Origin of the sequence: Bacillus cabrialesii, from assembly GCF_004124315.2 — a bacterium.
GTDB lineage: Bacteria > Bacillota > Bacilli > Bacillales > Bacillaceae > Bacillus > Bacillus cabrialesii.
Genome location: NZ_CP096889.1, coordinates 2338980 through 2363779 on the forward strand (window position 1 = coordinate 2338980; position 24800 = coordinate 2363779).

At 43.9% G+C, this 24800-nt stretch carries 33 protein-coding genes, 1 pseudogene and 1 riboswitch; of the genes and pseudogenes, 4 read left to right on the forward strand and 30 right to left on the reverse strand.

What is annotated here, in order from left to right:
* Window positions 1-16: 16 nt before the first annotated feature.
* The 7 genes from rluB to EFK13_RS11780 form a co-directional block, all read right to left on the reverse strand.
* Window positions 17-751, reverse strand: coding sequence for a 23S rRNA pseudouridine(2605) synthase RluB (gene rluB, locus EFK13_RS11750; protein ID WP_129505279.1), 735 nt, complete (start codon window positions 749-751; stop codon window positions 17-19).
* Window positions 752-841: 90 nt separating this feature from the next.
* The gene (gene spmB / locus EFK13_RS11755) at window positions 842-1378 is read right to left on the reverse strand and encodes a spore maturation protein SpmB (protein WP_129505278.1); all 537 of its coding nucleotides are present in this window, start codon (window positions 1376-1378) and stop codon (window positions 842-844) included.
* Between the two features lie 4 nt (window positions 1379-1382).
* Complete coding sequence (gene spmA, locus EFK13_RS11760) at window positions 1383-1973, reverse strand: spore maturation protein SpmA (RefSeq protein WP_024121904.1); 591 nt, start codon at window positions 1971-1973, stop codon at window positions 1383-1385.
* Window positions 1961-3109: a D-alanyl-D-alanine carboxypeptidase DacB gene (gene dacB / locus EFK13_RS11765; protein WP_129505277.1), complete on the reverse strand. Its 1149-nt coding sequence runs from the start codon at window positions 3107-3109 to the stop codon at window positions 1961-1963. The genes spmA and dacB overlap by 13 nt, the downstream gene beginning before the upstream one ends.
* A 121-nt stretch (window positions 3110-3230) precedes the next feature.
* A complete protein-coding gene (locus tag EFK13_RS11770; RefSeq protein WP_064815097.1) occupies window positions 3231-3770 on the reverse strand; it encodes a YpuI family protein in 540 nt (179 codons plus the stop codon).
* Window positions 3771-3824: 54 nt separating this feature from the next.
* Complete coding sequence (gene scpB / locus EFK13_RS11775; protein WP_129505276.1) at window positions 3825-4418, reverse strand: SMC-Scp complex subunit ScpB; 594 nt, start codon at window positions 4416-4418, stop codon at window positions 3825-3827.
* Entirely contained in the window at window positions 4408-5163 is a 756-nt protein-coding gene (locus EFK13_RS11780; RefSeq protein ID WP_129505314.1) for a segregation/condensation protein A, read from the reverse strand. Before EFK13_RS11780 ends, scpB begins: the two co-directional genes overlap by 11 nt.
* 293 nt (window positions 5164-5456) lie before the next feature.
* Here EFK13_RS11780 and EFK13_RS11785 point away from each other — a divergent pair, with 293 nt between their 5' ends.
* A complete protein-coding gene (locus EFK13_RS11785) occupies window positions 5457-5981 on the forward strand; it encodes a DUF309 domain-containing protein (RefSeq protein WP_129505275.1) in 525 nt (174 codons plus the stop codon).
* Window positions 5982-5994: 13 nt separating this feature from the next.
* Here the strand turns inward: EFK13_RS11785 and ribT are convergent, their stop codons facing one another.
* The 8 genes from ribT to EFK13_RS11825 form a co-directional block, all read right to left on the reverse strand.
* Complete coding sequence (ribT, locus tag EFK13_RS11790) at window positions 5995-6369, reverse strand: GNAT family N-acetyltransferase RibT (protein ID WP_003223910.1); 375 nt, start codon at window positions 6367-6369, stop codon at window positions 5995-5997.
* A gap of 111 nt (window positions 6370-6480) precedes the next feature.
* Complete coding sequence (gene ribH, locus EFK13_RS11795; protein WP_129505274.1) at window positions 6481-6945, reverse strand: 6,7-dimethyl-8-ribityllumazine synthase; 465 nt, start codon at window positions 6943-6945, stop codon at window positions 6481-6483.
* Between the two features lie 32 nt (window positions 6946-6977).
* On the reverse strand, window positions 6978-8174 hold the full coding sequence (locus EFK13_RS11800; RefSeq protein WP_129505273.1) for a bifunctional 3,4-dihydroxy-2-butanone-4-phosphate synthase/GTP cyclohydrolase II: 1197 nt from the start codon (window positions 8172-8174) through the stop codon (window positions 6978-6980).
* A gap of 14 nt (window positions 8175-8188) precedes the next feature.
* On the reverse strand, window positions 8189-8836 hold the full coding sequence (gene ribE, locus EFK13_RS11805) for a riboflavin synthase subunit alpha (protein WP_129505272.1): 648 nt from the start codon (window positions 8834-8836) through the stop codon (window positions 8189-8191).
* A gap of 10 nt (window positions 8837-8846) precedes the next feature.
* Window positions 8847-9932 (reverse strand): bifunctional diaminohydroxyphosphoribosylaminopyrimidine deaminase/5-amino-6-(5-phosphoribosylamino)uracil reductase RibD, encoded by a 1086-nt coding sequence (gene ribD / locus EFK13_RS11810; protein ID WP_129505271.1) that lies wholly within the window; start codon window positions 9930-9932, stop codon window positions 8847-8849.
* A gap of 128 nt (window positions 9933-10060) precedes the next feature.
* A riboswitch (FMN riboswitch) is annotated at window positions 10061-10205 on the reverse strand.
* A gap of 120 nt (window positions 10206-10325) precedes the next feature.
* Window positions 10326-10670 (reverse strand): hypothetical protein, encoded by a 345-nt coding sequence (locus EFK13_RS11815; protein ID WP_129505270.1) that lies wholly within the window; start codon window positions 10668-10670, stop codon window positions 10326-10328.
* 237 nt (window positions 10671-10907) lie between these two features.
* A complete protein-coding gene (gene sipS / locus EFK13_RS11820) occupies window positions 10908-11462 on the reverse strand; it encodes a signal peptidase I sipS (protein ID WP_129505269.1) in 555 nt (184 codons plus the stop codon).
* A gap of 93 nt (window positions 11463-11555) precedes the next feature.
* A complete protein-coding gene (locus EFK13_RS11825; protein WP_240034897.1) occupies window positions 11556-11897 on the reverse strand; it encodes a hypothetical protein in 342 nt (113 codons plus the stop codon).
* On the opposite strand from EFK13_RS11825, the pseudogene EFK13_RS11830 reads away from it, so the two are divergent.
* Window positions 11829-12066, forward strand: a pseudogene (locus EFK13_RS11830) (hypothetical protein). The gene EFK13_RS11825 and the pseudogene EFK13_RS11830 overlap by 69 nt on opposite strands.
* On the opposite strand, the gene EFK13_RS11835 reads toward EFK13_RS11830, so the two are convergent.
* Window positions 12009-12215: a zinc ribbon domain-containing protein gene (locus EFK13_RS11835; protein WP_129505268.1), complete on the reverse strand. Its 207-nt coding sequence runs from the start codon at window positions 12213-12215 to the stop codon at window positions 12009-12011. The pseudogene EFK13_RS11830 and the gene EFK13_RS11835 overlap by 58 nt on opposite strands.
* A 311-nt stretch (window positions 12216-12526) precedes the next feature.
* Between EFK13_RS11835 and EFK13_RS11840 the strand changes: the two genes are divergently transcribed.
* Complete coding sequence (locus tag EFK13_RS11840; RefSeq protein ID WP_129505267.1) at window positions 12527-12739, forward strand: spore germination protein; 213 nt, start codon at window positions 12527-12529, stop codon at window positions 12737-12739.
* A 164-nt stretch (window positions 12740-12903) separates the two neighbouring features.
* Here EFK13_RS11840 and EFK13_RS11845 read toward each other — a convergent pair whose 3' ends face one another.
* Window positions 12904-13335 carry a peptidylprolyl isomerase gene (locus tag EFK13_RS11845; RefSeq protein WP_129505312.1) on the reverse strand — a complete coding sequence of 144 codons (432 nt, stop codon included), beginning with the start codon at window positions 13333-13335 and terminating at the stop codon, window positions 12904-12906.
* A gap of 256 nt (window positions 13336-13591) precedes the next feature.
* Between EFK13_RS11845 and EFK13_RS11850 the strand changes: the two genes are divergently transcribed.
* The gene (locus tag EFK13_RS11850; protein WP_129505266.1) at window positions 13592-14464 is read left to right on the forward strand and encodes a DUF1002 domain-containing protein; all 873 of its coding nucleotides are present in this window, start codon (window positions 13592-13594) and stop codon (window positions 14462-14464) included.
* A gap of 29 nt (window positions 14465-14493) precedes the next feature.
* Here the strand turns inward: EFK13_RS11850 and lysA are convergent, their stop codons facing one another.
* The 13 genes from lysA to EFK13_RS11915 form a co-directional block, all read right to left on the reverse strand.
* Window positions 14494-15813, reverse strand: coding sequence for a diaminopimelate decarboxylase (gene lysA / locus EFK13_RS11855; protein ID WP_129505311.1), 1320 nt, complete (start codon window positions 15811-15813; stop codon window positions 14494-14496).
* A gap of 107 nt (window positions 15814-15920) precedes the next feature.
* Window positions 15921-17402, reverse strand: coding sequence for a spore germination protein SpoVAF (spoVAF, locus tag EFK13_RS11860; protein WP_129505265.1), 1482 nt, complete (start codon window positions 17400-17402; stop codon window positions 15921-15923).
* On the reverse strand, window positions 17353-17964 hold the full coding sequence (spoVAEA, locus tag EFK13_RS11865) for a stage V sporulation protein SpoVABEA (protein WP_129505264.1): 612 nt from the start codon (window positions 17962-17964) through the stop codon (window positions 17353-17355). Before spoVAEA ends, spoVAF begins: the two co-directional genes overlap by 50 nt.
* Before the next feature lie 7 nt (window positions 17965-17971).
* Window positions 17972-18322, reverse strand: coding sequence for a stage V sporulation protein AE (gene spoVAE / locus EFK13_RS11870; RefSeq protein WP_003230467.1), 351 nt, complete (start codon window positions 18320-18322; stop codon window positions 17972-17974).
* A gap of 1 nt (window position 18323) precedes the next feature.
* Window positions 18324-19340, reverse strand: a complete 1017-nt coding sequence (gene spoVAD / locus EFK13_RS11875; protein ID WP_129505263.1) for a stage V sporulation protein AD — start codon at window positions 19338-19340, stop codon at window positions 18324-18326.
* Window positions 19341-19352: 12 nt separating this feature from the next.
* Window positions 19353-19805 (reverse strand): stage V sporulation protein AC, encoded by a 453-nt coding sequence (gene spoVAC / locus EFK13_RS11880; protein ID WP_003223947.1) that lies wholly within the window; start codon window positions 19803-19805, stop codon window positions 19353-19355.
* A gap of 12 nt (window positions 19806-19817) precedes the next feature.
* Window positions 19818-20243: a stage V sporulation protein SpoVAB gene (gene spoVAB, locus EFK13_RS11885; protein WP_129505262.1), complete on the reverse strand. Its 426-nt coding sequence runs from the start codon at window positions 20241-20243 to the stop codon at window positions 19818-19820.
* Window positions 20233-20853: a stage V sporulation protein SpoVAA gene (gene spoVAA, locus EFK13_RS11890; RefSeq protein ID WP_129505310.1), complete on the reverse strand. Its 621-nt coding sequence runs from the start codon at window positions 20851-20853 to the stop codon at window positions 20233-20235. Before spoVAA ends, spoVAB begins: the two co-directional genes overlap by 11 nt.
* A 126-nt stretch (window positions 20854-20979) precedes the next feature.
* A complete protein-coding gene (gene sigF, locus EFK13_RS11895) occupies window positions 20980-21747 on the reverse strand; it encodes an RNA polymerase sporulation sigma factor SigF (RefSeq protein WP_129505261.1) in 768 nt (255 codons plus the stop codon).
* Window positions 21748-21758: 11 nt separating this feature from the next.
* The gene (gene spoIIAB / locus EFK13_RS11900) at window positions 21759-22199 is read right to left on the reverse strand and encodes an anti-sigma F factor (RefSeq protein ID WP_064815082.1); all 441 of its coding nucleotides are present in this window, start codon (window positions 22197-22199) and stop codon (window positions 21759-21761) included.
* Window positions 22196-22549, reverse strand: coding sequence for an anti-sigma F factor antagonist (gene spoIIAA / locus EFK13_RS11905; protein ID WP_003223957.1), 354 nt, complete (start codon window positions 22547-22549; stop codon window positions 22196-22198). The genes spoIIAB and spoIIAA overlap by 4 nt, the downstream gene beginning before the upstream one ends.
* Before the next feature lie 95 nt (window positions 22550-22644).
* Window positions 22645-23814, reverse strand: coding sequence for a D-alanyl-D-alanine carboxypeptidase DacF (dacF, locus tag EFK13_RS11910; RefSeq protein WP_129505260.1), 1170 nt, complete (start codon window positions 23812-23814; stop codon window positions 22645-22647).
* A gap of 158 nt (window positions 23815-23972) precedes the next feature.
* Window positions 23973-24788 carry a purine nucleoside phosphorylase I, inosine and guanosine-specific gene (locus EFK13_RS11915; protein ID WP_129505259.1) on the reverse strand — a complete coding sequence of 272 codons (816 nt, stop codon included), beginning with the start codon at window positions 24786-24788 and terminating at the stop codon, window positions 23973-23975.
* Between the last annotated feature and the right edge of the window lie 12 nt (window positions 24789-24800).

Consider the following 24800-nt stretch of genomic DNA (forward strand, 5'->3'; position numbering starts at 1 on the left):
GAAGGTTATGTGAAATTTAGAAAGCGTTTTTACCGTGCTCCGCCAGCGCTCTGAGTCTTTTGACCTCATGCGGCGTAAGCTCTCTGGCATCTCCCGTGTGCAAGCCGCGCAAGTTTAAAAACGCGAACTCTTCACGCTTCAGCTTGATTACCTCATGCCCGATCGCTTCGAACATGCGGCGCACCTGTCTGTTGCGTCCTTCATGAATCGTAAGCTGAATAATGCTTGTTTGCTTTTTCTTGTCCAAAGACAGCAGCTTCGCTTTAGCAGGCGCCGTTTTGCCTTCTTCCAGCCTAATGCCGCGCTCCAGCTTTCTGAGCAGCTCTTTAGGCGGGATGCCTTTCACCTTCGCTACGTATGTTTTGTCTATTTCATATTTAGGGTGCATCAGCTTATTGGCAAACTCGCCGTCATTGGTTAAAAGCAAAAGACCGCTCGTATCATAATCCAGACGCCCAATCGGGTAAATGCGCTGCGGGATTTCTTTAAAAAAGTCCGTCACGACTTTGCGCCCTTTGTCATCTTGGGCTGCGGAAATAACGCCTCTTGGCTTATATAAGAGAAAGTAAACCGGCTCTTCACGTTCCACCTTTAATCCGTTTACCTCAATCTGATCAGACCCGGTGACCTTAACACCAAGCTCTGTTACTACTTTGCCGTTCACCTTTACTTTTCCTTCTTTAATCAGCTCTTCTGCCTTTCTGCGCGATGCGACTCCGGCATGAGCAATTACTTTTTGCAGTCTTTCCATGTCTTTCACCTCAAGTATTATCTTACTTTTTTCAACCTTAACAAACAAGCTTTTTCAAATTCCTATGCCAAATCCAAAAAAACGCCTTTTTCAGGCGCTCCCAAATAATAACGTAACGATGATGATAGATGCAACTACGCCGATTAAATCAGCAAGAAGTCCCACCTTTAATGCATCACCCATTTTTTTAATGCCGACCGCTCCGAAATACACAGTCAGTACGTATAGCGTTGTATCGGTTGATCCCTGCATGACGGAAGCCAGCCTGCCGATAAAGGAATCCGGCCCGTATACTGCAATTAAATCTGTCGTCATGCCAAGTGCGGCCGTACCGGAGATCGGACGAATCAGCGCAAGCGGAACCACCTCAGCGGGGATGCCGATAGCGGAGAAAACCGGCTTTAAAAGGTCCATGATAAAATCAAGCGCGCCCGATGATCTGAAAACCGTTATGGCGACAAGCATTCCGACTAAGTAGGGAATAATGGAAAAGGCGATTTCTATCCCTTCTTTTCCGCCTTCGACAAACGATTCATATGTGGGAACCTTTTTGATTGTTCCATAAAGAAGAACTCCGGCAATAATGATCGGAATCATGGCTAAAGACAGCCAGTTGATGGTTTCCATCCGCTCACCTTCCCTTCTTTTTGCGGCGGTAATAAAAATACCGGTCAATGATAATGGCGCCGATTCCAGAAATGAGTGTCGCTAAAATGCTTGGTCCGACGATATCTGTCGGTGTTTTGGAGGAATAGGCCATTCGAACAGCGATCACCGTTGTCGGAATGAGCGTGATGCAGGACGTATTGACAGCTAAAAAAGTAATCATCGACCGGCTTGCTTCCGAACGGTTTCCATTCAGCTTTTTCATTTGCTCCATTGCTTTAATGCCAAGCGGAGTCGCCGCATTCCCAAGGCCGAAGAAGTTCGCCATGAGATTGGATAAAATGTAGCCCATCGCCGGGTGATCCGGCGGGATATCAGGGAACAGTTTAGATATAAAAGGCCTGCACATCCGGCTGAAAATATCCAAAAGCCCTGACTGCTCGGCTATTTTCATTAAGCCCAGCCAAAAAACAAGCACGCTCATCAGTCCGAATGAGATCGTAACAGCTTCCTTCGCACCCTTAAATACGGCTTCATTTACATCTTGCAGAGTACCGTTGCACATCGCAAAAACAAGTCCAATCACGGTTAAGCTGACCCAAATTATATTGACCATTTTGCCCCGCCAGCCGCATTCAGAAAGATTGATTTAAACGTTTCAAAAAATTGTTTTTTCGGTTTTTGGTGTCGTTCATTTTCATAATAAATCGGCACCTTTGCGATCGTTTCATCGTTGAACATGATGTTCATGTGCCCTACGATGTCGGGAATTTTCGAGGCGTCTTTTTCCCATGCTTTTTGCGGCTTAAGCAGCGTGGTTTTTATTTTGACGTCTTCCTTTTCCTCTTTGGTTAGCAAATAGGTGATGTCACGTTTGATAAAAGCCTTCGATTCATAAAAAGTGCCTTTCAGCTTTGGAATGTCCCCTTTTTTCGCGATTAAATAGGTTTGATAATGATCAAACACATAATTAAACATATTCATATGATCATCCCAATCGTCAGGGTCATTTATCGTGACGGCTATCAGGTCAATGCCGTCCTTTGAAGCCGTTGAAACCAGTGTCCGTTTTGCAAGTTTTGTATAGCCTGTTTTCCCTCCTGTACTGTATGGGTAAAGCATGGTCAGCAGTTTATTTTTGTTTTTCCAGACGCTTTCCATCGTTTCCGCTTTATATATTTTTGTTCCGGAAATCTTTTGATAGTCTTTCAGCTTCATAGCGTATTTGGTTAATAGGGCCATGTCGTAAGCTGTTGAATAATGATTTTCATGGTCGTCCAATCCGTGCGGGTTTTGAAAACGGGTATTCTCCATGCCAAGCTGCTCCGCTTTTTGATTCATCATATAGACAAATCCATCAAGGCTGCCCCCGACATGCTCGGCAATTGCAACAGCGGCGTCATTACCTGATCTCAGCATCAGTCCATAGACAAGATCTTTTAATTTCACTTTTTGCCCTTCTGTTAAATAAATGGCAGAGCCTTCTGTTCTGACAGCATTTGCCGAAACCGTCACCGTTTCATCCATTTTACCGGATTCTATGGCGAGGACGGCTGTCATGATTTTTGTGATGCTTGCAATCCGCCTTTTTTCATGTTCATCCTTGGCAAATAACACTCTGCCTGACGCTCCGTCAATAACGATCGCGCTTTTTGCACTGACATCTATAGCAGCATGTGCTGTGTTCACATTTACATTTGCAATAAGAAAAGAAATGATGACCATGAATACTGTTTTTTTGAAAATGCGCATGTTTGCTCACGTCCTTGTGGTGGTTTGTACAAGTTTATGCGCATGTCCACCAGTTATGAATACAATTATATATCTGGAGGCAAACATAAAAAAACTCTCCCTGAAAAAGGGAGAGTAAAGGTTATCTGATTGACGCCATGTTTGATCCGGACGCTTCGTAATGAGCCAGCTCTTCCCTCATCTTCAGAAAGGCTGCGCTCAGCGGCAATAATAATTGCTCGAGCGACGCAGGAACAGCATGGTAAAACTCAATTGCGCTGACCCCCGTATAAGACGCACGGCTATTTTCACACCATGTGTCTTTTTTCGGCATAAAGAACTCTTCAATACATTGGTGATACACATTGTAAAGTGTTTTTTCCGCTCTGGCTTCCTGAAAAGGCTCCTGCATGAGGAGACGGCGGCACGCTTCTGCGCCGCCTTCACAAAATACTGTCATTCTTCTCAGAGTGCTCAGTACATCACAGCAGTATCCTTTCTCAACAGGCAATTCAGCCTGTAAGGATTCCAGCGTCGTTTGGTTTAGGTAATCGTTAACGGTATTGACAACCATTGATAAGAATTCGCCTGTTTTTTGAGTCTGCGCTCGCACAATCGAATGTCCCATTTCGCTTGGTATCTTCCCCTCATGTCTTTGTCTCTCACATTTTGCTTCTTTCATGATAGCTTCTTCCTTATATCTTATGATGATGAAAAAGCGCGATTCATTAAACTTCTATTTCATATCTTCGAAGGTTTGGTTAAAGTTTTCAAAAAACAAATCGGCTTCTTCTTGAAGAACGTCTTCTTCCGCATTTTCAGGCAGCGGCGGAAGCTCGTCCAGCGTTTTCAGACCGAATTGTTCTAAAAAAGTCGGCGTTGTGCCGTATAAAATAGCCCGTCCCGGACCGTCAGCCCGTCCGACTTCACATAATAGCGCCTTTGCGACAAGGCTGTGTAAAATCCGCTCTGATTTCACGCCTCTGATTTCTTCAATTTCTGCTCTCGTAATCGGCTGTTTATAGGAAACAATGGCCAGCACTTCTAAAGATGCTTGAGAAAGGCCCTTTGACGGCACCTCAATCAGTTTTTTCAAGTATGGCGCAAAGTCTTTTTTAGTAGAGAGCATGTACGTATCTGCATATTCAATAAGTTCGATGCCCCTCGTATCCCCGCGGTATTCTTCCGTCACATCCGCCATGATGGTGTTCAGTTCAGGCTCTTCGATTTCAAGCACTGTTAACAGCTGCTTTTTTGTGAGCCCTTCATCGCCTGCCGCATAAAGAAGGGCCTCCACTATAGCTTTCCAATTCACGATATCAAGCCCCATGAATGGATTCACTCCCCGTAATGTAAATATCTGAAAAATTGTGCTCCTGTTCAATGAGAACCAGCTGATTTTTCATTAGCTCGAGTACGGCTAGAAACGTCACAACCAAATGGTCTTTTTGCTCATACGGAAACAGATCCATAAAGTTGATTCTTGTTCTTCTTGATTTCAGACTGTGCACGATTTCATTCATTCTGTCTTCGATTGGTATTTCCTGTCTTGTAATTGTTGTTTCCATCGGTCTAGTTATTTTTTTGCGTTTCAGCACTTTTTGAAAAGCCCCGATCATATCATAGACAGTGACAGAGAGCTTTTGCTCAGACTGTTTTACTTCTTTTGCATATTCGCTCAAATCACTCGGCGGTTTCGTGAACGACTTTTGTCTTTCTTCTTCCCGTTCTTTTAAATCCTTCGCCGCATCTTTATATTTTCTATACTCAATCAGCTTTTCAATCAGTTCCTCCCGCGGATCTTCTTCTTCAAGTAATTCATCTTCAAAAAGCTCCTCCTCTTGCTTCGGGAGCAGCATTCTGCTTTTAATGCTGAGCAGCGTGGCAGCCATGACCAAATACTCGCTGGCAATATCGAGCTCAAGCACACGCATCGTATGTACATATAATAAATATTGTTCAGTGATCTTCGCCACAGGTATATCATATATGTCAATTTCAAGACGATTGATTAAATGAAGCAGCAGGTCCAATGGGCCCTCAAACGTATCAATTTTCACTTGATATTCTTCCATCATCTCACCATTTTCAAGTATCACTCTCATTGCCGGATAAACTGGCTACCCTTTAGTATAAGCCACCAAAAAGCTCTCGTCCAATACTATTTCATTTCCTGTTTTGAAGCAATTTGTACAGAATATTCAAAACAACAAAGACATTCGCTCATAACAAGAGAGATGGGAGGAAACAGCTTTAACGGCGATTCCCTTTCATTGTCGTGCTAACAAAAGAAACCCGAGGCTGAGCGTTCTTTTTTCCTTTTATCCTTCCTGTGTTACACTAAAGGCAGATTAAAGGAGGAAGCACCTTGTATCCGAAAGCTTATATTGATTATCTCGTTGAATTTCACGCAACACGGGATTATTTTGAATGCCATGAAATATTAGAAGAATATTGGAAGGAAGATCCGCCAAAGAAACGAAAACGCTATTGGGTCGGCTTTATTCAGCTTGCGGTTGCATTGTATCATCACAGAAGGCAAAATACAGCCGGGGCAAAAAGGCTGATGGCGAACAGCATCCGGATTCTTCAAGCAGAAAAACAAGCGGTCGAAGATTTAGGGCTTGATCATAGCCGTTTGCTCAAGCTTATGCAGTCGATTTACGAACAAATTGTAACGGGCTCTTCCTATCGAAGCATAATGCTGCCGATCAAAGATGAGAAGCTGGAGGAAGCATGCCGCGTCGAATGCATTAAAAAAGAGTACACATGGGGACAGCCCAGCACACTCACCGACACATTTCTTATCGACAAGCACCGTTTACGGGATCGGACTGACGTCATCCTGGAACGTGAAAAAGAAATAGAACGCAGAAAAAAAAGCAGAGGCTGATCCCAGCCTCTGCTTAATTATTGTATGAAATGTCTTGATCCTGCTGACCTTGACAACGTTCGAAAAAGCTCTGCGTTAATTCATTCGGAACCAGTACTTGCGTTTTGAATAAATGCTTTAAAGCATCCATCATCTGTTTTCCGATTCCTTGATGGCGATGAGAAGGATTCACACTGATATGCCGGATCTCAACCTCAGAATCCTTTTTTTCGACTCCGATTGCTCCGACGATATCCTCGTCCTCTTTCCAAAGAAAGAGCTGGCGGTCTGTATCCGTTTCGTAGTCCTTAATTGTCTGCTGAAGCTGCTTAAGGTCTTTTTCATTTGGCATAAACGAAAGAAGTCCCATCGCAATCTTTTCAAACGATTTTTTATAACGAATTAACATAAAAACCCCTCTATATCCAAAATGTCCAGTCTGCTATTAACGGATACAATAGGTGATCCGTTTTCTCACATTATATCATTTTCGCCATATTTTTAAACTGTTTTCAGCAAATTATTCAAATGAACGGTTTAAATTTGCCATTTCTATGGCAGAAACAGCACAATCTACACCTTTGTTGCCCGCTTTTGTGCCGGCACGCTCGATAGCCTGTTCGATGTTTTCAGTTGTCACAATTCCAAAGATGACAGGCACGCCAGTAGTGTTTGCTGCTTGCGCGATGCCTTTTGCAGCTTCATTGCAGACATAATCGTAGTGTGTCGTCGCGCCTCTGATAACAGTGCCCAATGTGATAACGGCGTCATATCTTTTTGTTTCCGCCATTTTTTTCGCAGCAAACGGAATTTCAAACGCGCCTGGAACCCAAGCCACATCGATATCATTTGTGTCTACGCCGTGTCTGAGCAGCGCATCTTCTGCACCGCTTAGCAGCTTGCTCGTAATAAAATCATTAAATCTTCCTACTACGATTCCGATTTTAAGACCTGTACCAACTAAATTTCCTTGTATGATATTCATATGATTCCCATCCTTTTTTGTGATATTTGTGATTAGAAATGAAGTAAATGACCTAGCTTGTTCATTTTGGTTTGCAAATATTTTTTATTGTGCTCCTTCGCCTCCATTTGAAGCGGCACTCTTTCTGAAATGCTGAGTCCATAGCCCTCAAGACCGGCGATTTTGCGCGGATTATTTGTCAAAAGCTTCATATTCCGTACACCGAGGTCGCGTAACATTTGTGCACCGATGCCATAGTTTCGAAGGTCAGGCAAGAATCCCAGCTCCTCATTGGCTTCTACGGTGTCATAGCCTTGTTCCTGAAGCTTATAAGCTTTTAACTTATTGATTAAACCGATTCCTCGGCCTTCTTGGCGCAGGTACAAAAGCACTCCGCGGCCTTCTGCGGCAATTTGTGTCAGCGCAGCGTGCAGCTGCGGGCCGCAGTCACAGCGATGAGATCCAAACACGTCACCTGTGAGACATTCTGAATGCACTCGGACCAATACTGGTTCTTCTCCGAACGGCACATCTCCCATCACAAATGCGACATGCTCTTTACCATCTATCTCATTTGTGTATCCGTAAACCTTAAATGTGCCAAAATCAGTAGGCAGCGTAATGTCGACTTCACGCTCGACAAGAGTTGTTAGATTGTAACGGTATTGAATTAAATCCTTAATGGTGATCATTTTTAATTGATGCTTTTTCGCAATTTCAATGAGTTCAGGCACTCTTGCCATCGTTCCGTCTTCATTCATAATTTCACAAATGACGCCGGCGCCTTGAGATCCGCAGGCTTCAGCAAGATCAACAGCAGCTTCTGTATGGCCCGCTCTTTTCAGGACACCTCCTTTTTTCGCAATCAGCGGAAAAATGTGCCCCGGACGCTGAAAATCAGACGGCACGGATTTGCTGTCCAGCAATGCTTGAACGGTAAAAGATCTTTCTTGGGCGCTTATGCCCGTTTTCGTTTTACGGTGGTCAATACTTACCGTAAACGCTGTATGGTGAGAATCTGTATTATGTTCAACCATAGGGTGAAGGTCAAGCTTATCCGCGATCTCCTCGCTAAGCGGCGTGCAAATCAGCCCTCTTCCGTGTGTCGCCATAAAGTTAATGACTTCTGGAGTTGCATGCTCGGCAAGAGCCACAAAGTCTCCTTCATTTTCTCTGTCTTCATCATCTACAACGATGATGACTTCGCCTTTTTTTAAAGCGTCTAGTGCTTCTTCTATCGGATGAAACATGCAAATCTTCCTCTCTAAAAGCCGTTTTCGCTTAAGAAGGCTTTTGTAATGGTTTGTTGGGTCTTATTTTCATTGGCTTTATGCAAAAATCGATACATATATTTTCCGATCATATCGCACTCGATATTCACTTTAGAGCCAATCGTTTTTTCTGAAAAAATCGTTTCGCCGATCGTATGCGGTATTAAAGAAATCGTCACTGTATCTTCTGTCAGGCCGAATATGGTTAGGCTTACGCCGTCTACGGTAATAGATCCCTTTAAGACCAATGTTTTTGTTAAAGAAGGGTCCATCTTTACATCATAGTAAACTGCGTTGCTTTTCTCTTCAATGCGTGTGATTTCAGCAGTTCCGTCGACATGTCCTGAGACGAAATGGCCTCCGAAACGGCCGTTTGCCGCCATCGCTCTTTCCAGATTTACTTTGCTTCCTTTTGATAAATCATTCAGTGACGTCGCTTTGACTGTCTCAGGCATAACATCTACCGTAAATTGATTCTTTGTAAAATCAGTAACAGTCAGGCAAATGCCGTTAACCGCAATGCTGTCACCCAGGTGAACATCCTCTAGAATCTTTGTGCATTTGATTGTCAAGGCCATTGAATGCCCTGCTTTTTTCATGGATTCGATTGTGCCTGTTTCTTCAATTATTCCTGTAAACATGGTCACCATCCTACTCGTTTATCGGTTTTGCCGTCAGTTTGATATCACGGCCGATTTGGGTTATATCAGTGAATTGTAATAAGGGGACATCTTTCATTGATTGAAAACCTTCACCGGAGATTAAGCTGGGAGCATGCGTTCCTCCGATTAGTTTAGGGGCAAAATAGAAGATGATTTCTTGAAAACAGCCTTCTTTGACAAAGCTTCCGTGAACAGCTGATCCGCCTTCCACATACACCGACATGATGCCTTCTTCCGCAAGGATTTTCAGAACATCGAGAACTTGAATGCGCTCAGTTTCAAGTGTAAATATGTTCACTCCGAAAGCTGTAAGCCGTTTTTTCTTTTCCTCGTCTGCGCGTGCCGTTGTAAAAATCCATGTTGGCGCTGCCTGATCGGAAATCACTTGGGCGTCCTCAGGAATCGAGAGTTCGGTGTCAAGAATCACCCGAACCGGCTGTTTTGCGACATCTGGCAGCCTGCAGGTTAAGCTTGGATCGTCGGCTTTCACCGTGCCAACTCCGACTAGGATGCTTTGATGATTTTTCCTGTAATGCTGGGCATCCTGTCTGGCAGTCTCTGACGTGATCCATTTGCTGTCGCCCGTGCTGGTAGCAGTTTTCCCGTCAAGGCTTGCGGCAGCTTTTAGTGTGACGTAAGGGAGGCCTGTCCTCATGAAGTGCAGAAATTTTTCATTCAGCTTCTCCGCCTGGTCTGCCAAGATGCCTTCTATTACTTCAATGCCGGCTTCTTCAATCATGCCGATCCCTCTTCCAGCCACAAGCGGGTTAGGATCTCTCATCGCCACGAACACTCTTTTGATTCCAGAGTTGATAATCAGCTCTGCACATGGCGGTGTTTTTCCGTAATGGCTGCACGGTTCGAGTGTAACGTAAATATCAGCACCCTTTGCATGTGCTCCGGCCATATGGATGGCATGAACTTCCGCATGAGCTTCGCCATATTTTAAATGAGCGCCCATTCCGACAATCTGTCCGTCCTTTACCACTACAGCGCCGACAAGCGGATTGGATTCTGTCTGTCCTTCCCCCTGCTTCGCAAGATCTAATGCCAGCTTCATATAATACTCTTCCATTTGTTTCCCTCCCCTCTTTTGTTATTTACCGTCAAAAAAGCCCCGAATTTATGAAAAATCCGGGGCTTGGGTATTTTATGCAATAGGAAATAACACTATGCATTTTTGAACCATTTGCATAGCGGCTCATCATCCTTCTCCCATCCAGACTTTCACTGTCGGCTTCAGCTTAAACTGAATCCACCGCGCGCATATGCACACGGGTCACGGGCTCTAAAGCATATTCGCTTTACTACCGCCGGTCGGGATTTCCACCCTGCCCCGAAGGATACAATCTTTATTCATTTGTCCTTATTGGCTATTATAGCGATCCTTCTTAAAGTACGCAATGAAATAAACTTACAATTTGAGAAAAACAAAACATCACCCTTCAACCCGAAAGGTGATGTTTCGTTAATCATTCACTTTGGCAACCTTGATTAAACCATCGATCCGCTTTGATTTGCTGAAGTATGCCTTGATCTTGTCGCCTTCTTTTATATCAGACAAATCTTGATTTAATTTTTTTCCGTTGAAAATAATTTTTGTGCCGTTTTCTGCTTCTCCATGATACTCAGTGCCGTCAATTTGAGTCACTTTATATTCCTCGATGGTGTATTCCTCTTCTTCCGAGGACAAGGTTTGTCCAATTGCTGTCGGAACATCTTTCAGTTCAACATCATTTATGTACATATAACCGCCTGCAAGTAAAAGCAAAAGCACTAACAGAATGGTAATCTTGGTTTTTATTCTTCCCATTTTTAAACCTCCAGCCAATATGAATCTATTCATTCATATGAGTTATTCCTTTTTTTCATGAATAAAAAACCGTAACTTCTCGTAAATTATTAATATAACGATGCATAACGGGAATATGTTTCACATTTCTGCAAAAATTTCTTTTCTATAGATATACGAATTTATGTTCTGGTTTTGGGGGATGATCGTAAAAAACAATTAAAAAAAGCAGCCTCCCGTTCAGGAAGCTGCTTGATCCTAATTTGTTTTGCGCATTTCGTTAAATGGATAGAAAACAAACTTTGAAGTACCTGCAATTTGTTTTTTCGTGAAGAGGCCAAGCCCGTTTCGGCTGTCCATTGACTCCCGTCGGTTATCGCCCATCACAAAATACTTGTCATCAGGCACTTTCACCGGGCCGAAATCATCGGTCAAATGGTCAAAACCATCCCGCTTCGCCCTCTTTTTATTAGCTGCCAAATAAGGCTCGGACACCTTTTTCCCGTTGATATAAAGCTGGTCGTTCTTTATTTCAACCGTATCTCCAGGCAGGCCGATAATACGTTTGACATAGTGGACATCATCTCCGTTTAATACGACGATGTCTCCTCTGTCAAACTCGCCGATGTATTTGACTGTCATATTGACAAAAACCCTTTCACGGTTATGAAGTGTAGGATACATAGAGTCACCGTCAACGACATACGGCGCAAAAATAAAATTGCGGATGAGCAAAGCGAGAATGACAGCAATCACAATTGCTTTTGCCCATTCTAGTATTGATTTTTTCTTCGAAACATTTTCTGATTTCAACTGATTTCCTCCAATAAACAGCGATCTTTCATTTATGTTATCACGAATCGAAAAGAAATCCCATCAGGACCATTGAAGTGATTTTACAATCTGTTAATCTTCATCTTCCACCCAAAACATGCCTATCTTTTTCTTGTCGATCACAACCAGCCCTGCATCAAATGTCGCTTGGGTGATAGGACTCCAGTTGCTTAATCTAACATTACCGGACTGCACATCAACATCAGCGTTCGTATAATACGCAGGATCATCCGAAAAGCATTGAAAGAAATAATCGCATAATTCAAAAGCGATGGGCTCGGAAGAAAGAGAGTTCTCGTATGCTAAATCTTTAGATAGTATATAAATCATGAGGTTACGGGCGGTCTGTTCATCTACTGCGTTCCATTGATCGTCAAGTCCACGATACCCATGGTGCTTGACGAAATGATTCACGTCATGTAGGTTACTGAAATGTTTGCGGCAGCCTATTTCACAGGTGACATAACCGGCATCCCGTTTTGCTTTCATCATATGTTTAAAATCATCAAACCTCGAAAACATGGATCAGCCTCCAAAAAACAAATCCAATATATTGCCGGCAGTTGAAGACTCTTTATTATAAAACTCTGAATACCCGCAATTCTTGCAGTACACCACTAAAAAACGGTTATGCTGCACGTCAAACAACTTCGATAATCCCGTGCCAGTAGTGGCTATTTCTTTTTGGCCCGCTTCAGTGCCGCCGCATTTTATACAGCCTTTGTTGTTCATAACGCTAAGCTCCTTTTCGTCACATCACGTTTGTTTTGATTTATTTTACTACAAAATTCCATTTTTGATGAACCGCACAACTTTAAAGTTTTCTTAATTTTACATATGAGAACCGCAGATAAAAGCATATATTTCAAATTTAAATTAGAGCGAATACACATGACTGGCTAAAAAAGATGCAATGATTGAAGAGAATATCACCTATGCACGATATCATATAAAAGATAAATTTTTACCAATAAGTATACGCTTGTCGACTCTAGCACTAATACATATAAAAAATAGCAAAATTTGAAAGGAGACTCGATAGTATGATTGACTATCCTATCAATATAAACAATGTTTCCGGAAACAGCGTAGTAAACATAGGCGGCGCTTTTATAATCAGGCCATTAACTGTGTCAAAATCTGTGTTTGGTTCCGGAGGTTTAAACACAGGAATTGTCTTTGAAAATAGCTTTGTAAGCAAGGCTAAAATGATTAATCATCAATTCACTGATCAGAACGTTACCAAAACATTTTAATAACTTCATTACACGGGGGAACCACTTACGGCGCATCCTTCCTTAACCGCTAACTAAATTCCTGATTTGTCAACTGCTACCAGCACTCGGGCGGTTTTTTATTGAACATTTTAACCCAATAAAAAAAGGCTTTCCCCGATACGAGGAAGCCTTTTGCCTGCCTGTTAGCCTTCTACGCGAACTTCTTTCATGACGTCGCCGTTAGACATGTTTTTCGCGAATTCTAATCCGCTTGTTACTTTACCGAACACAGTGTGAACACCGTTCAAATGCGGCTGCGGCTCATGTACGATGAAAAATTGGCTGCCGCCTGTGTCTTTTCCTGCGTGTGCCATAGAAAGTGCGCCCGCTTCATGTGTATGCGGGTTTCCTTGTGTTTCACATTTGATTGTGTATCCCGGACCGCCTGTGCCAGTTCCGTGCGGGCATCCACCTTGGCTGACGAAGCCTGGAATCACTCGGTGGAATGTAAGTCCGTCATAAAAGCCTTCGTTTGCAAGCTTTTCAAAGTTTGCGACAGTACCCGGTGCAGCTTCAGGGTAAAGTTCAAATTCAATTTTGTTGCCGTCTTCTAATAAAAAGTAACCTGTTTTCAATTGTATGCCTACTTTCTTTATTTTAATTTTCAAAGGAGATTATGTATGATAGGTTATAGCCTGCTCTCCTTGTCGCCGCTATTATACCACACCTTTTGGGGGAAAACGAATCTCCCGGCTTTAGTAAAAAATAAAAATGAAACCTGGATCTCTTTATCTCCGTCTAACCTAACGGAACTGTATTTACATCATGATTCAGGTCCTCGCAAAGCAGCTCTATCCAGCTGCTTGTGAAATTGAAGGAGGTCAAACTGCTTTGAAAAAAATATGGATTGGAATGCTGGCAGCGGCCGTTTTGCTGCTGACGGTTCCGAAAGTCAGTCTCGCGGATGCCGCAGTTGGAGATGTCATTGTAACACTTGGTGCTGATTTATCAGAATCTGATAAACAAAAAGTGCTTGATGAAATGAATGTCCCTGACAATGCCACAACGGTAACTGTGACTAATAAGGAAGAACATGAATATTTAGGAAAATATATATCTAACGCTCAAATCGGATCAAGGGCGATTTCTTCATCGTCGATCACCATTGCCAAAAAAGGCTCTGGACTGAATGTTGAGACACATAATATCAGCGGCATTACAGATGAAATGTACCTGAATGCGCTGATGACAGCCGGTGTTAAGGATGCGAAGGTGTATGTTACAGCACCGTTTGAAGTATCTGGGACTGCGGCTTTAACCGGATTGATTAAGGCGTATGAAGTTTCGTCTGACGAAGCGATCTCGGAAGATGTGAAGCAAGTGGCCAACCAAGAGCTTGTCACGACATCAGAGCTTGGAGACAAAATCGGTAACGAAAATGCGGCAGCACTGATTGCAAAAATGAAAGAAGAATTCGCTAAAAACGGTGTGCCTGACAATAAGGCTGACATTGAAAAACAAGTGGACGACGCAGCTTCTGATCTAAACGTCACACTTACAGACAGCCAAAAAGATCAGCTTGTCTCCCTGTTCAATAAGATGAAAAATGCTAACATTGACTGGGGACAGGTCAGTGACCAGCTTGATAAAGCAAAAGATAAGATTACGAAATTCATAGAATCAGATGAGGGCAAAAACTTCATCCAGAAAGTCATTGATTTCTTCGTATCTATCTGGAACGCGATTGTTTCTATATTCAAATAATAAAAAGCGCCGAGAAATCGGCGCTTTCTTTATTGCTTTACACTTGTTTTAAATGGCAGATCAAGTTTTACAATATCCTCGTACGTTTCTCGCTTCACAACTAAGTGATCCTCGCCATTTTCCACAAATACAACGGCAGGTCTCGGAATTCGATTGTAATTGTTGGCCATGCTGTACCCGTAAGCGCCTGTACAAAAAACGGCAAGAAGATCGCCTTCTTTTACTTCCGGCAGGTCAATATCCCAAATCAGCATATCACCGCTTTCACAGCATTTACCGGCAATCGATACCGTTTTGTCATGCGCTTCTCCGATACGGTTGGCTGTTGCAGCTTCATATTTAGCCTGATAGAGCGCTGGGCGAATATTGTCGTTCATGCCTCCGTCTACAGCCACATACTGGCGGACACCCGGCACTTCTTTTTGAGAGCCAACCGTATAAAGGGTTGTGCCTGCGTCTCCCACGAGAGAACGGCCCGGTTCTATCCAAATTTCAGGAATATCAAAACCGTAACAGGCAGCATTTTCTTTCACAGCTTCGATAATTTTTTCAACATATTCAGTAGCGTGAAGCGGTTCATCGTCTTCCGTATAACGGATTCCGAAACCTCCCCCAAGGTTCAACACCTTGGATACAAACGAATATGATTCTCTCCACTCGTCCAGTTTTTTGAAGATTTTTTCCGCTGCTAACACAAATCCGGCCGTATCAAAAATTTGCGAGCCAATATGGCAGTGGACACCGAGCAGCTGAATATGCTCTGATTGCAATACTTGCTCAATCGCCCGTTCAGTTTGTCCGTTATGAAGGTCAAAACCGAACTTTGAATCTTCCTGACCAGTTGTAATGTAGTCATGCGTATGCGCTTCTACCCCAGGCGTAATCCGGAGAAGAACATCGATAGAGTGTCCCGTTTCTTTGCATAGGTCTTCCAAAAGGGAAATTTCATAGAAATTATCTACCACAATGCAGCCGATGCGGTGCTCAAGTGCCATCCGAAGTTCTTCCCTGCTCTTGTTATTCCCATGAAAGTGAATGCGTTCTGCCGGAAAGCCTGCCGCAACAGCTGTATAAAGCTCTCCCCCTGACACGACATCTAGAGAAAGTCCCTCTTCCTCAGCAAGCTGAATCATCGCGACTGATGAGAATGCTTTGCTCGCATATGCCACCTGTGCTTTCAGGCCTGCAGTAATAAATGCCTGCTTAAAGCTTTTAGCACGCTCACGTATTAAAGCCACATCATATACATAAAGAGGTGTGCCGTATTTTTCCGCTAAATAGAGAGCGTCCACACCTCCGATTTCTAAATGCCCATGTTGATTTTGTCTGCTTGTGCCATGTAAGAACAATGTCATTCCCTCTTTCTCCGCTTATGGGTGAAAAGGACAGTTTTTATCGACTGTCCCTTCATAATTAAGACATACATTATCATACTCTTCAGTCAGTTTCAATGCGATTATGAATTAGTAGGCTGCCTTAAGCGATTTCTTGGGTGAACGATACTAGGCCTTACTTTTGCACCAGGTTTCGCTGTGCGGATCAGTACCTGCCACAGCGCTTTGCCGTTAAAGGGAATCAGCGGCCATAGGTACGGTGTTTGGAGGGATTTGATGCTGGCCATGGCAATGATCAGCACTGTAAATCCGATAACGAGCCCTTTTATATGAAATAAGGCGACGAGTATCATGAGGACAAGACGGCCCATTTTGTTTGCCAAGCTTAATTCATAACTAGGCGTCGTAAAGGTTCCAATCGCTGCAAGCGAGACGTACAAAATCACCTCAGGCGAAAACAGGCCGACTTCAATGGCAATCTGTCCGATCAGTACAGCCGCAATTAATCCCATTGCTGTCGATAAAGCGGTCGGTGTGTGAATGGCAGCCATCCTGAGAAACTCGATCCCTAAGTCAGCTAAGAAAATCTGCAGAATGATCGGGATATGCGTATCTTTATTTAAACCGATAAATTTCATATTCTCGGGCAGCAGGTCCGGTTGAAGAACAAATAGAAACCAGATCGGGAGAAGTATAGTGGAAGCAATGATTCCAAAAAATCTTACCCATCTTAAAAAAGTACCGACTGCAGGTGCCTGCCTGTATTCCTCAGCATGCTGAACATGGTGGAACAAAGTCGTCGGGGTAATAATCACACTCGGCGATGTATCAACCATAATAATGACATGACCTTCAAGTACATGATTAGCCGCCACATCCGGCCTTTCTGTGTAGCGAACGAGCGGATATGGATTGTAGCCTTGTTTAATAATAAATTCTTCTACTGTTTTGTCAGCCATTGTTAATCCATCAACATCAATGGCAGCAATTTCTTTTTCGACGATATCAACCAGATCAGGGTCTGCAATATCTTCTATATAACAAATGCTCAGATCCGTTTTTGATCGCTCGCCGACTTTTGTCATCTTGACGCGAAGACGTTCGTCCCTGATCCGCCTTCTGAGAAGAGCCGTATTGACGACGATATTTTCAACAAATCCGTCTCTGGCTCCCCTGACCACCTTTTCCGTATCAGGTTCTTCCGGATTCCTGCCCGGATAGCTTCTGACATCAATAATAAATGCGAATCCTGCGCCTTCAACAATGACCGCGACAAGCCCTGACAGCACTTGGTCGGTGGTTTCATCCAAAGTTTTTACTTTTTCCACCTGGGAATTAAGCAGCCTGTTTTCGACAATATCGATCAGCTCTTCGGGATCTTCTTTCCGATTGTTAATGGCAACAAGCTCTCTCATTAAATGAATGATATAGGCCGTATCACATAATCCATTCAGATAGTAAAGCTGGATTTCTTTATCTAAAATGGTGAGCTTGCGAACACCAACATCATAGCTTGTCCCCATGCCGACACGGTTTTTGAAGTACGCTTCATTTTTAGCTGGATTCCGATAAACCCGAATTTTCTCTTCCTTGTGGTCCGGCATGATACCCGCTCCTTTCTAAAATAAACTCGACCGCTTTCATGGTGATTGGCGACCCTTTTGAGATATCGTCTTTCCTGCCCATTTTGCCGATATCTCCGATGCCGACAATAAGCGGGAGATCAAGTTTATCAAGGCAATAGACTGTATCTCCGCTCATTCTGTGCTCATCAAATTCCCTTTCTCCGACTTTATCCACTCCGTATTCAGTTATTTCTCCATTGCGGTCAATGCTTACGTCAACTCTGGTCCATTCAGCCTGATGGGTTTTTGACGCAACCGCAATCACTCCGAGCACTTCAATTGACGGATGGGTGGCGACATAGGTCAAAGCGGTTTCTCCCGGACCCTCTCCTTGCAGGCCAGAGTCGTCAAACATGACAAATACGGGATCATACTGTGCTGAGGTGATCAGCTTGACAAGCTCCGCGCCGCTGCGGATGGAAGGATTGCCTTTTGATTGTGAAATACATCGACCTCCCACCTTGTTTGCGGCATATTCAATTGTTTTAGCGGCGTACACATCCCCGTCTGTTACCAGTATGACCTTTCGTTTTGTCGTCATGTCGGCATTATCCTTTCGGTTTGAAAATAACAGCTACGATAAAGGCAAAGAGAATGGCTGCTGAAATACCGGCAGAGGTCAGCTCAAAAATCCCCATGCCGATTCCGATAAATCCATGTATATGCGCCTGGTGCATGGCACCGTGCAGAAGACTGTGGCCGAAGCTGACGATCGGAACGGTGGCGCCTCCTCCGGCAAACTCAATAAATTTATCATAAATGCCAAAGCCATCTAAGATCGCGCCGATCACAACAAATGATGTCATAACATGGGCCGGCGTCAATTTAAAAATGTCCAAAAGCAGCTGGCCTACAATACAAATGGCCCCTCCGCATACAAAAGCCAAAAGGTAGTCCATGTTAAGATGCACCTCCTGCACGCTCAAATACAACCCCGTGGGCGATGGTTGGAATGGTTTCTTTTTGCTGGATCATCGTCGGGCTTAACAGCGCCCCGGTCGCCACGACAAATACACGATTTAACTTTCCTTCTCTCAGCTGTTTAAAAATGTGAGAGTAAGTAACAACCGCTGAACAAGCGCAGCCGCTTCCTCCGGCAAAGACCTGCTGATCCGGAGTGTAAATCAGAAGCCCGCAGTCATCATGCTTTGTGCCGACCGGATAGCCATCTTCCTTTAAGATGTCTTTTACGATGGGAGATCCCACACCGGACAGGTCACCTGTCAGGATAAGATCATAGTCATCCGCTGTCCGGTTGAGATCTATAAAGTGCTGCTTAATCGTATCAGCTGCAGCCGGAGCCATGGCTGATCCCATATCAAAAGGATCTGTAATTCCTAAGTCAGAAACCTTTCCGACAGTCGCACTTGTGATTTGGATGTCTCCCGGGGTTTGGCTGATGACCACTGCTCCGCTCCCGGTTACAGTAGAGGTGGCAGTATCCGGTTTTTGGCCTCCGTATTCCGTTGGATAGCGAAACTGTCTTTCGGCCGTTGCATTATGACTGCTGGTGGCAGCGAGGGCTCTCTTGGCAAACCCGCCGTCAACTAAGGCCGATGCGACAGCCACTGTTTCCATTGATGTTGAACAGGCGCCAAACATACAAAGAAACGGAATCTTCAAGTGTCTTGCCACATAATTGGCCGTCACGTTTTGATTCAGCAAATCGCCTGCCAGCAATAGGTCAATATCATCTTTTGTCAGATTACTTTTTTGAAGCGCTGAAGTAATCGCATCTTCCATCAGCTGGCGTTCAGCCATTTCCCAGTTTTTTTGATTACAGTGCATTTCGTCATAGGTTTTATCATATAAAGAGCCGAGCGGGCCCTCTTTTTCCTTTGGTCCCGCTGCCGTTCCCGCTGAATTGACAAATAAGGGATTTTCAAATACCCAGGTTTGCTTTCCTGTTAATTTCATTATCTTCTCCTCCTATGACATCAGTTTCTCAAAAGCAAACCGAATCATTCCGACGATATAAGCGGCAACAACACCGAAAACAATGACATTTCCCGCCAGTTTAAACATATTTGTCGCTACTCCGAGCACTAACCCTTCGCTTTTATATTCAAGAGCGGCACTTGCCATACTGTTGGCAAAACCTGTGACCGGTACGGCTGAACCGGCGCCTGCAAACTGTCCGATTCTGTCATAGATGCCGAACCCGGTAAGCAGGGCAGAAATTAATATCAGTGTTGCCGCTGTCGGATTTCCCGCTGTTTTTTCATTAAAATCAAAAAAATGGATATAAAAATTTTGCAGACCTTGCCCGATCGCACAGATCAGACCGCCTACCAGAAAAGCTTTTACACAGTTCCACACGTAAGGCGGCTTAGGCTGATATGTTTTCACTTTTGATTTGTAGTTTTCTTTTATGTTGGTCATTTGTAAACCTCCTTATGAGTGATCAATAAAATACAGCCAGTGAAATAAAGACCCCACGATTTTTCCAATCACGATGGCCATTAACAGAATAATAATTTTACTTCTGAGCCCGATTCGTTTTGCTAATATCGGCAGGACATTTAAAACCTCTGTCAGGGCAGCCGCAAGCATCCCGACAAACAAACCTGCCAGCAGCCCGACCGGCACGGCAATCCATTTTGTTAAAAAAAGATGGTTCATATGAAGCGTCTCCCATCCTCCGCAAACCGCGCCCAGAATAACAGCCGCTTCATAAGCCTGAACAAATCTCATCGTTTTGGTGAGCTGCATCAGCCGCGGAATGATTCCCATTACGGTTAAAAAAGCAACGAAGCCAGCCCCCACCGTGATGCCTCCGCCGAGCCCGACAAAAATAATGAACAATACACTAACGATCATGCAGGTCCTTTATTGTTTCTTCATTCTCATGCATGGCGACATATTGATCGAGATCTAGCTGATAGTTGAACATCTCAACCTCCAGCGGGCTGGGCTCTTCATTTAGGCGCTTTTTAAATATGTGGTTAAAAAACACGATCATCCCCAGTCCCAAACCGATGCTGTATGGGATTTGAAGCAAATATGGATAGTCATTCCTCTCTCCGGTTATGATTTCATATAAAGCGATATGAACGTCTCTCATGCTGACATCCTCATGAAAGTTCATGATGGCAAGACACGATCCGATAAAGAGAAGCAGCCAGACACCGATAAACAGAACCGTCGATATTTGCCGTTTCTGATACTGAATTTCAACAATGGTTTCTGCCCCGCCTACCGTTTGAACATCAAGGGCCGGTTCTTGTAAATGAATGGCTCTGAGCACATGTATGATATCCAGAATTACGATATTTTTATCTTTTTCCGTCACCTGATAAAGCGGCATTGCCGAAAGTTTCTTCTTCAGCTGAACCTGCCCTTCAATTTGCGCAGCGTCCCCAACGGTAATAATATCTCCCGGATGCGCCAGCACACGGTGGCGAAGCCGGATAAATATACGTCGTTCCATCATTGATCACCATCTTTCGGTGGTTATATATGTAGTATGTGGTTCGATTTTGTTCTCATTCATCCGCTTGAAAAGACCATAAATTACCACGCTTTTGCATACAAAAAAGCCAGCCTGCACTGCAGACTAGCCATCCGTATGATCCATTTGAACCTTGATCTGTTTTAATATTTTCTTTTCAAGCCTGGAAACCTGAACTTGAGAGATCCCAAGCCGCTCAGCAACCTCGGATTGCGTCTGGTCTTTATAATATCTGAGATAGACGATTAATTTTTCCCTTTCCTCCAAATCGCTGATCGCTTCTTTCAGCGCAATCTTGTCAAACCATTTCTCTTCTGAATTGTCAGCGATTTGATCAAGCAGGGTAATCGGATCTCCGTCATTTTCATAAACCGTTTCGTGAATCGAAGACGGTGCCCTTACCGCCTCTTGGGCGAGTACGACATCTTCTGCCTCAATCTCCAAATGGTCGGCGATTTCCTGCACCGTCGGCACTCTGCCCAGTGTTTTTGAAAGCTCATCCTTCGCGCGACGGATTTTGTTTCCGAGCTCTTTTAATGACCTTGACACCTTTACGGTCCCATCGTCACGGATAAAACGCTGGATTTCACCGATAATCATCGGCACCGCATACGTTGAAAAACGCACATCATAGGATAAATCAAATTTGTCAACAGATTTCAGCAGCCCGATGCAGCCGATCTGGAAAAGATCATCAGGCTCATATCCTCTGTTTAAAAACCGCTGTACGACAGACCAAACAAGACGCATGTTTTTTTCTATGAGGAGGTCTCTTGCCTGCTGGTCGCCATTTTGGCTTTGTTTGATTAATTCTTTTACTTCATGATCCTTCAGCTGAGCGTTCTTGCCGTTTTTCTTAACCTCCACATCCATAACAAATCTCCTTAATTACAAAGCGCTTTGCTTTTTGATAAGTGCTTTGTTAAGCGAATCGTCGTTCCCATCTCCGGTGATGAATCGATACTGACATCATCCATGAAATTCTCCATAATGGTAAAGCCCATTCCGGAGCGCTCAAGCTCAGGTTTCGTCGTGAATAATGGCTGGCGGGCTTCCTCTAGATCTGTAATGCCCATGCCTTCATCGCGAATAGTCATGTATACGACATGATCTTCCAGCGTCACTGAAATGTAAACTTTTCCGTCACAATTCTCTTCATATCCATGGATGATGGCATTCGTCACAGCCTCTGACACGACTGTTTTGATTTCGGTCAGTTCGTCCATTGTCGGATCAAGCTGAGCAATAAATGAAGCGACTGTCACACGGGCGAACGATTCATTCTGGCTGAGGGCCGAAAACTCAAGATGCATTTCATTTTTCATGATGCCACCCCCAGCGTCAGCAGCGCCTGCTGCTCTGATTGTTCAAATCGGATAATTTTAAACAGACCCGACATATCAAACAGCCGCTTCACCGCAGGAGAGATAGCGCAAACGACCATTTCCCCGCCAATTTGCTTAATTTGCTTGTATCTTCCTAATATGACACCAAGCCCCGAGCTGTCCATAAAGGAAAGGTCCTCCAGGTTCAGCACAATATGGCGGATATCATCCTTTTCCAAAGATTGAGTCACTTTTTGTTTCAAGGTTTCAGCCGTATGGTGATCGAGTTCGCCTGTTAATCGAATACAAAGCACAGATTCTTTGACATGCATGTCAATTCCAAGGCTCATGCTCATTCCTCCTTGATATGATCGGATAATGAGTGTTTCGATTTCGACGGAATGAATTCCTTCACCGTGACAAAACTAGTGATCATTCGGCATAATTACTTAAATTTTGTCCAGTCTCCCATCGTCCGCTTCAAGAATGTTAAGAACCCGGCTTTCTTCATATCTTCTTTAGCAGCCACGGGACTTTCAGCGAGCACTTCTCCATCCTTTTTCAAAACGAGTGTGCCAAGCTCTTGGCCTTTTTGAATCGGAGCGCTTACATTGTCATTCATTTTGATTTCTTTTTTCACATTTTTCATATCCTCGCCTTTTTTCGTCAAGATTGAAATCGGCTCAGAAGTAGTCAGTTCAACAAATGTTTGTTTTCCTTTTTTGACCTTTACTTTTGCCACTGTTTCATTTCGTTTAAATAAAGGATGCGTTTCATATTGACTAAAGGCGAAATCAAGCATCTTTGTCACTTGCGCGTTTCTTTCTTTAGGTGTGCTCGCTCCGAACACAACCGCGATGGCCCGCATGTTTCCTTTTTTAGCCGAAGCTGTCAGACAATATTTCGCTTCACCTGTATAGCCTGTTTTTACGCCGTCTACGCCGGGATAAAATTTGATAAGCCGATTCGTATTCACCAGCCAAAACTTTTTATCTGTATTTTCGCGCAGATAATCTTCATATGTGCCGGTAAACTTCGTGATGGATTCGTATTTCAATAATTCCTTAGCCATGATGGCCATGTCATAAGCAGAGCTGTAATGCCCTTCCTCGGTCAGTCCGGTCGGGTTTTTGAAGGATGTGTTTTTTAAGCCGAGCTCTTTTGCTTTTTTGTTCATTTTCTTCACAAATTCTTCTTCAGAGCCGGAAATGAATTCAGACATCGCTACGGAAGCGTCGTTTCCCGATGCGATTGCGATGCCTTTCAGCATTTCTTTGACAGTCATTTCCTCGCCGGGCTCAAGAAATATCTGTGAACCGCCCATTGAAGCGGCATGCTCGCTTGTACGAACCTTATCACTCATTTTGATTTTGCCTTCATCTAAAGCTTCCATAATTAAAAGCATCGTCATAATTTTCGTCATGCTTGCAGGCGCCAGTCTCTCATTGCTGTTCTTGTTGTAAAGCACTTTTCCTGTGTCACGTTCTATCAGCACCGCAGACTTCGCTTCATGAGCAAGCTCCGATGTGCCTTTTCCGTCTTGTTTTGCAAATGCAGACGGTGCAAATGTAAGCAGCATTATACCAATCAACAAAGTGGATAAAAGACGTTTCATCTCAAAAGCCCTCCATTTCATAATCTTTTTTATTTTTTCCAAGCAGGATGGTTTTATACGCCACTGATGGAAAATGTTTCGTATCTTTTTTCGGCATAAAAAAAGACAGCTGCGTCCAATAGACACAGCTGTCTTTTGCTCTTGCTATGATTCAATTTTTATTCGTACTGAGCGACGACCGCTTTTACAAGCTGCAAGAATCCCGCTTTTACTTTTTCGGTCACTTCCATTACTTCATCGTGACTTAAAGGCTGATCCAGAATGCCGGCTGCCGCGTTAGAGATGCAGGAAATGCCAAGGACACGCATTCCTGCATGATTCGCCACAATGACTTCCGGTACAGTAGACATGCCGACTGCGTCAGAGCCCATTGTTCTTAAGAAACGGACTTCCGCCGGTGTTTCGTAAGATGGTCCTGTCACACCGGTATACACGCCTTTTTGAATTGGAATGTTAAGGTTTTTCGCAAGCTTTTCAGCCAGGCTGGAAAGGTCTTTGTCATACGCTGACGACATATCTGGAAATCTGGCGCCGAAATCGGCTTCATTTGGCCCGATTAACGGATTTGTTCCCATAAAGTTGATATGATCGGTAATAATCATTAAGTCTCCCGCACGGAATTCAGTGTTGACACCGCCAGCGGCATTTGTCACGATCAATGCTTCTACGCCGAGCGCTTTCATCACGCGTACAGGGAAAGTGACTTTCTCCATTGAATAGCCTTCATAAAAATGAAAACGGCCCTGCATCGCAATGACGGAAACTCCTTCAAGTGTGCCAAGCACAAGCTGTCCCGCATGTCCTTCAACAGTCGATACCGGGAATTCAGGTATGTCTTCATATCTCAGCTTAACCGGATTTTCGATTTCGTCCGCCAAAATACCAAGACCTGAGCCCAGAATAAGGCCGATCTTTGGAGATTCCGGCAGGTTTTGCTTAATAAAAGCGGCTGCGCGTTCGATTCTGTCTTTCAAGAAACAGTCCCC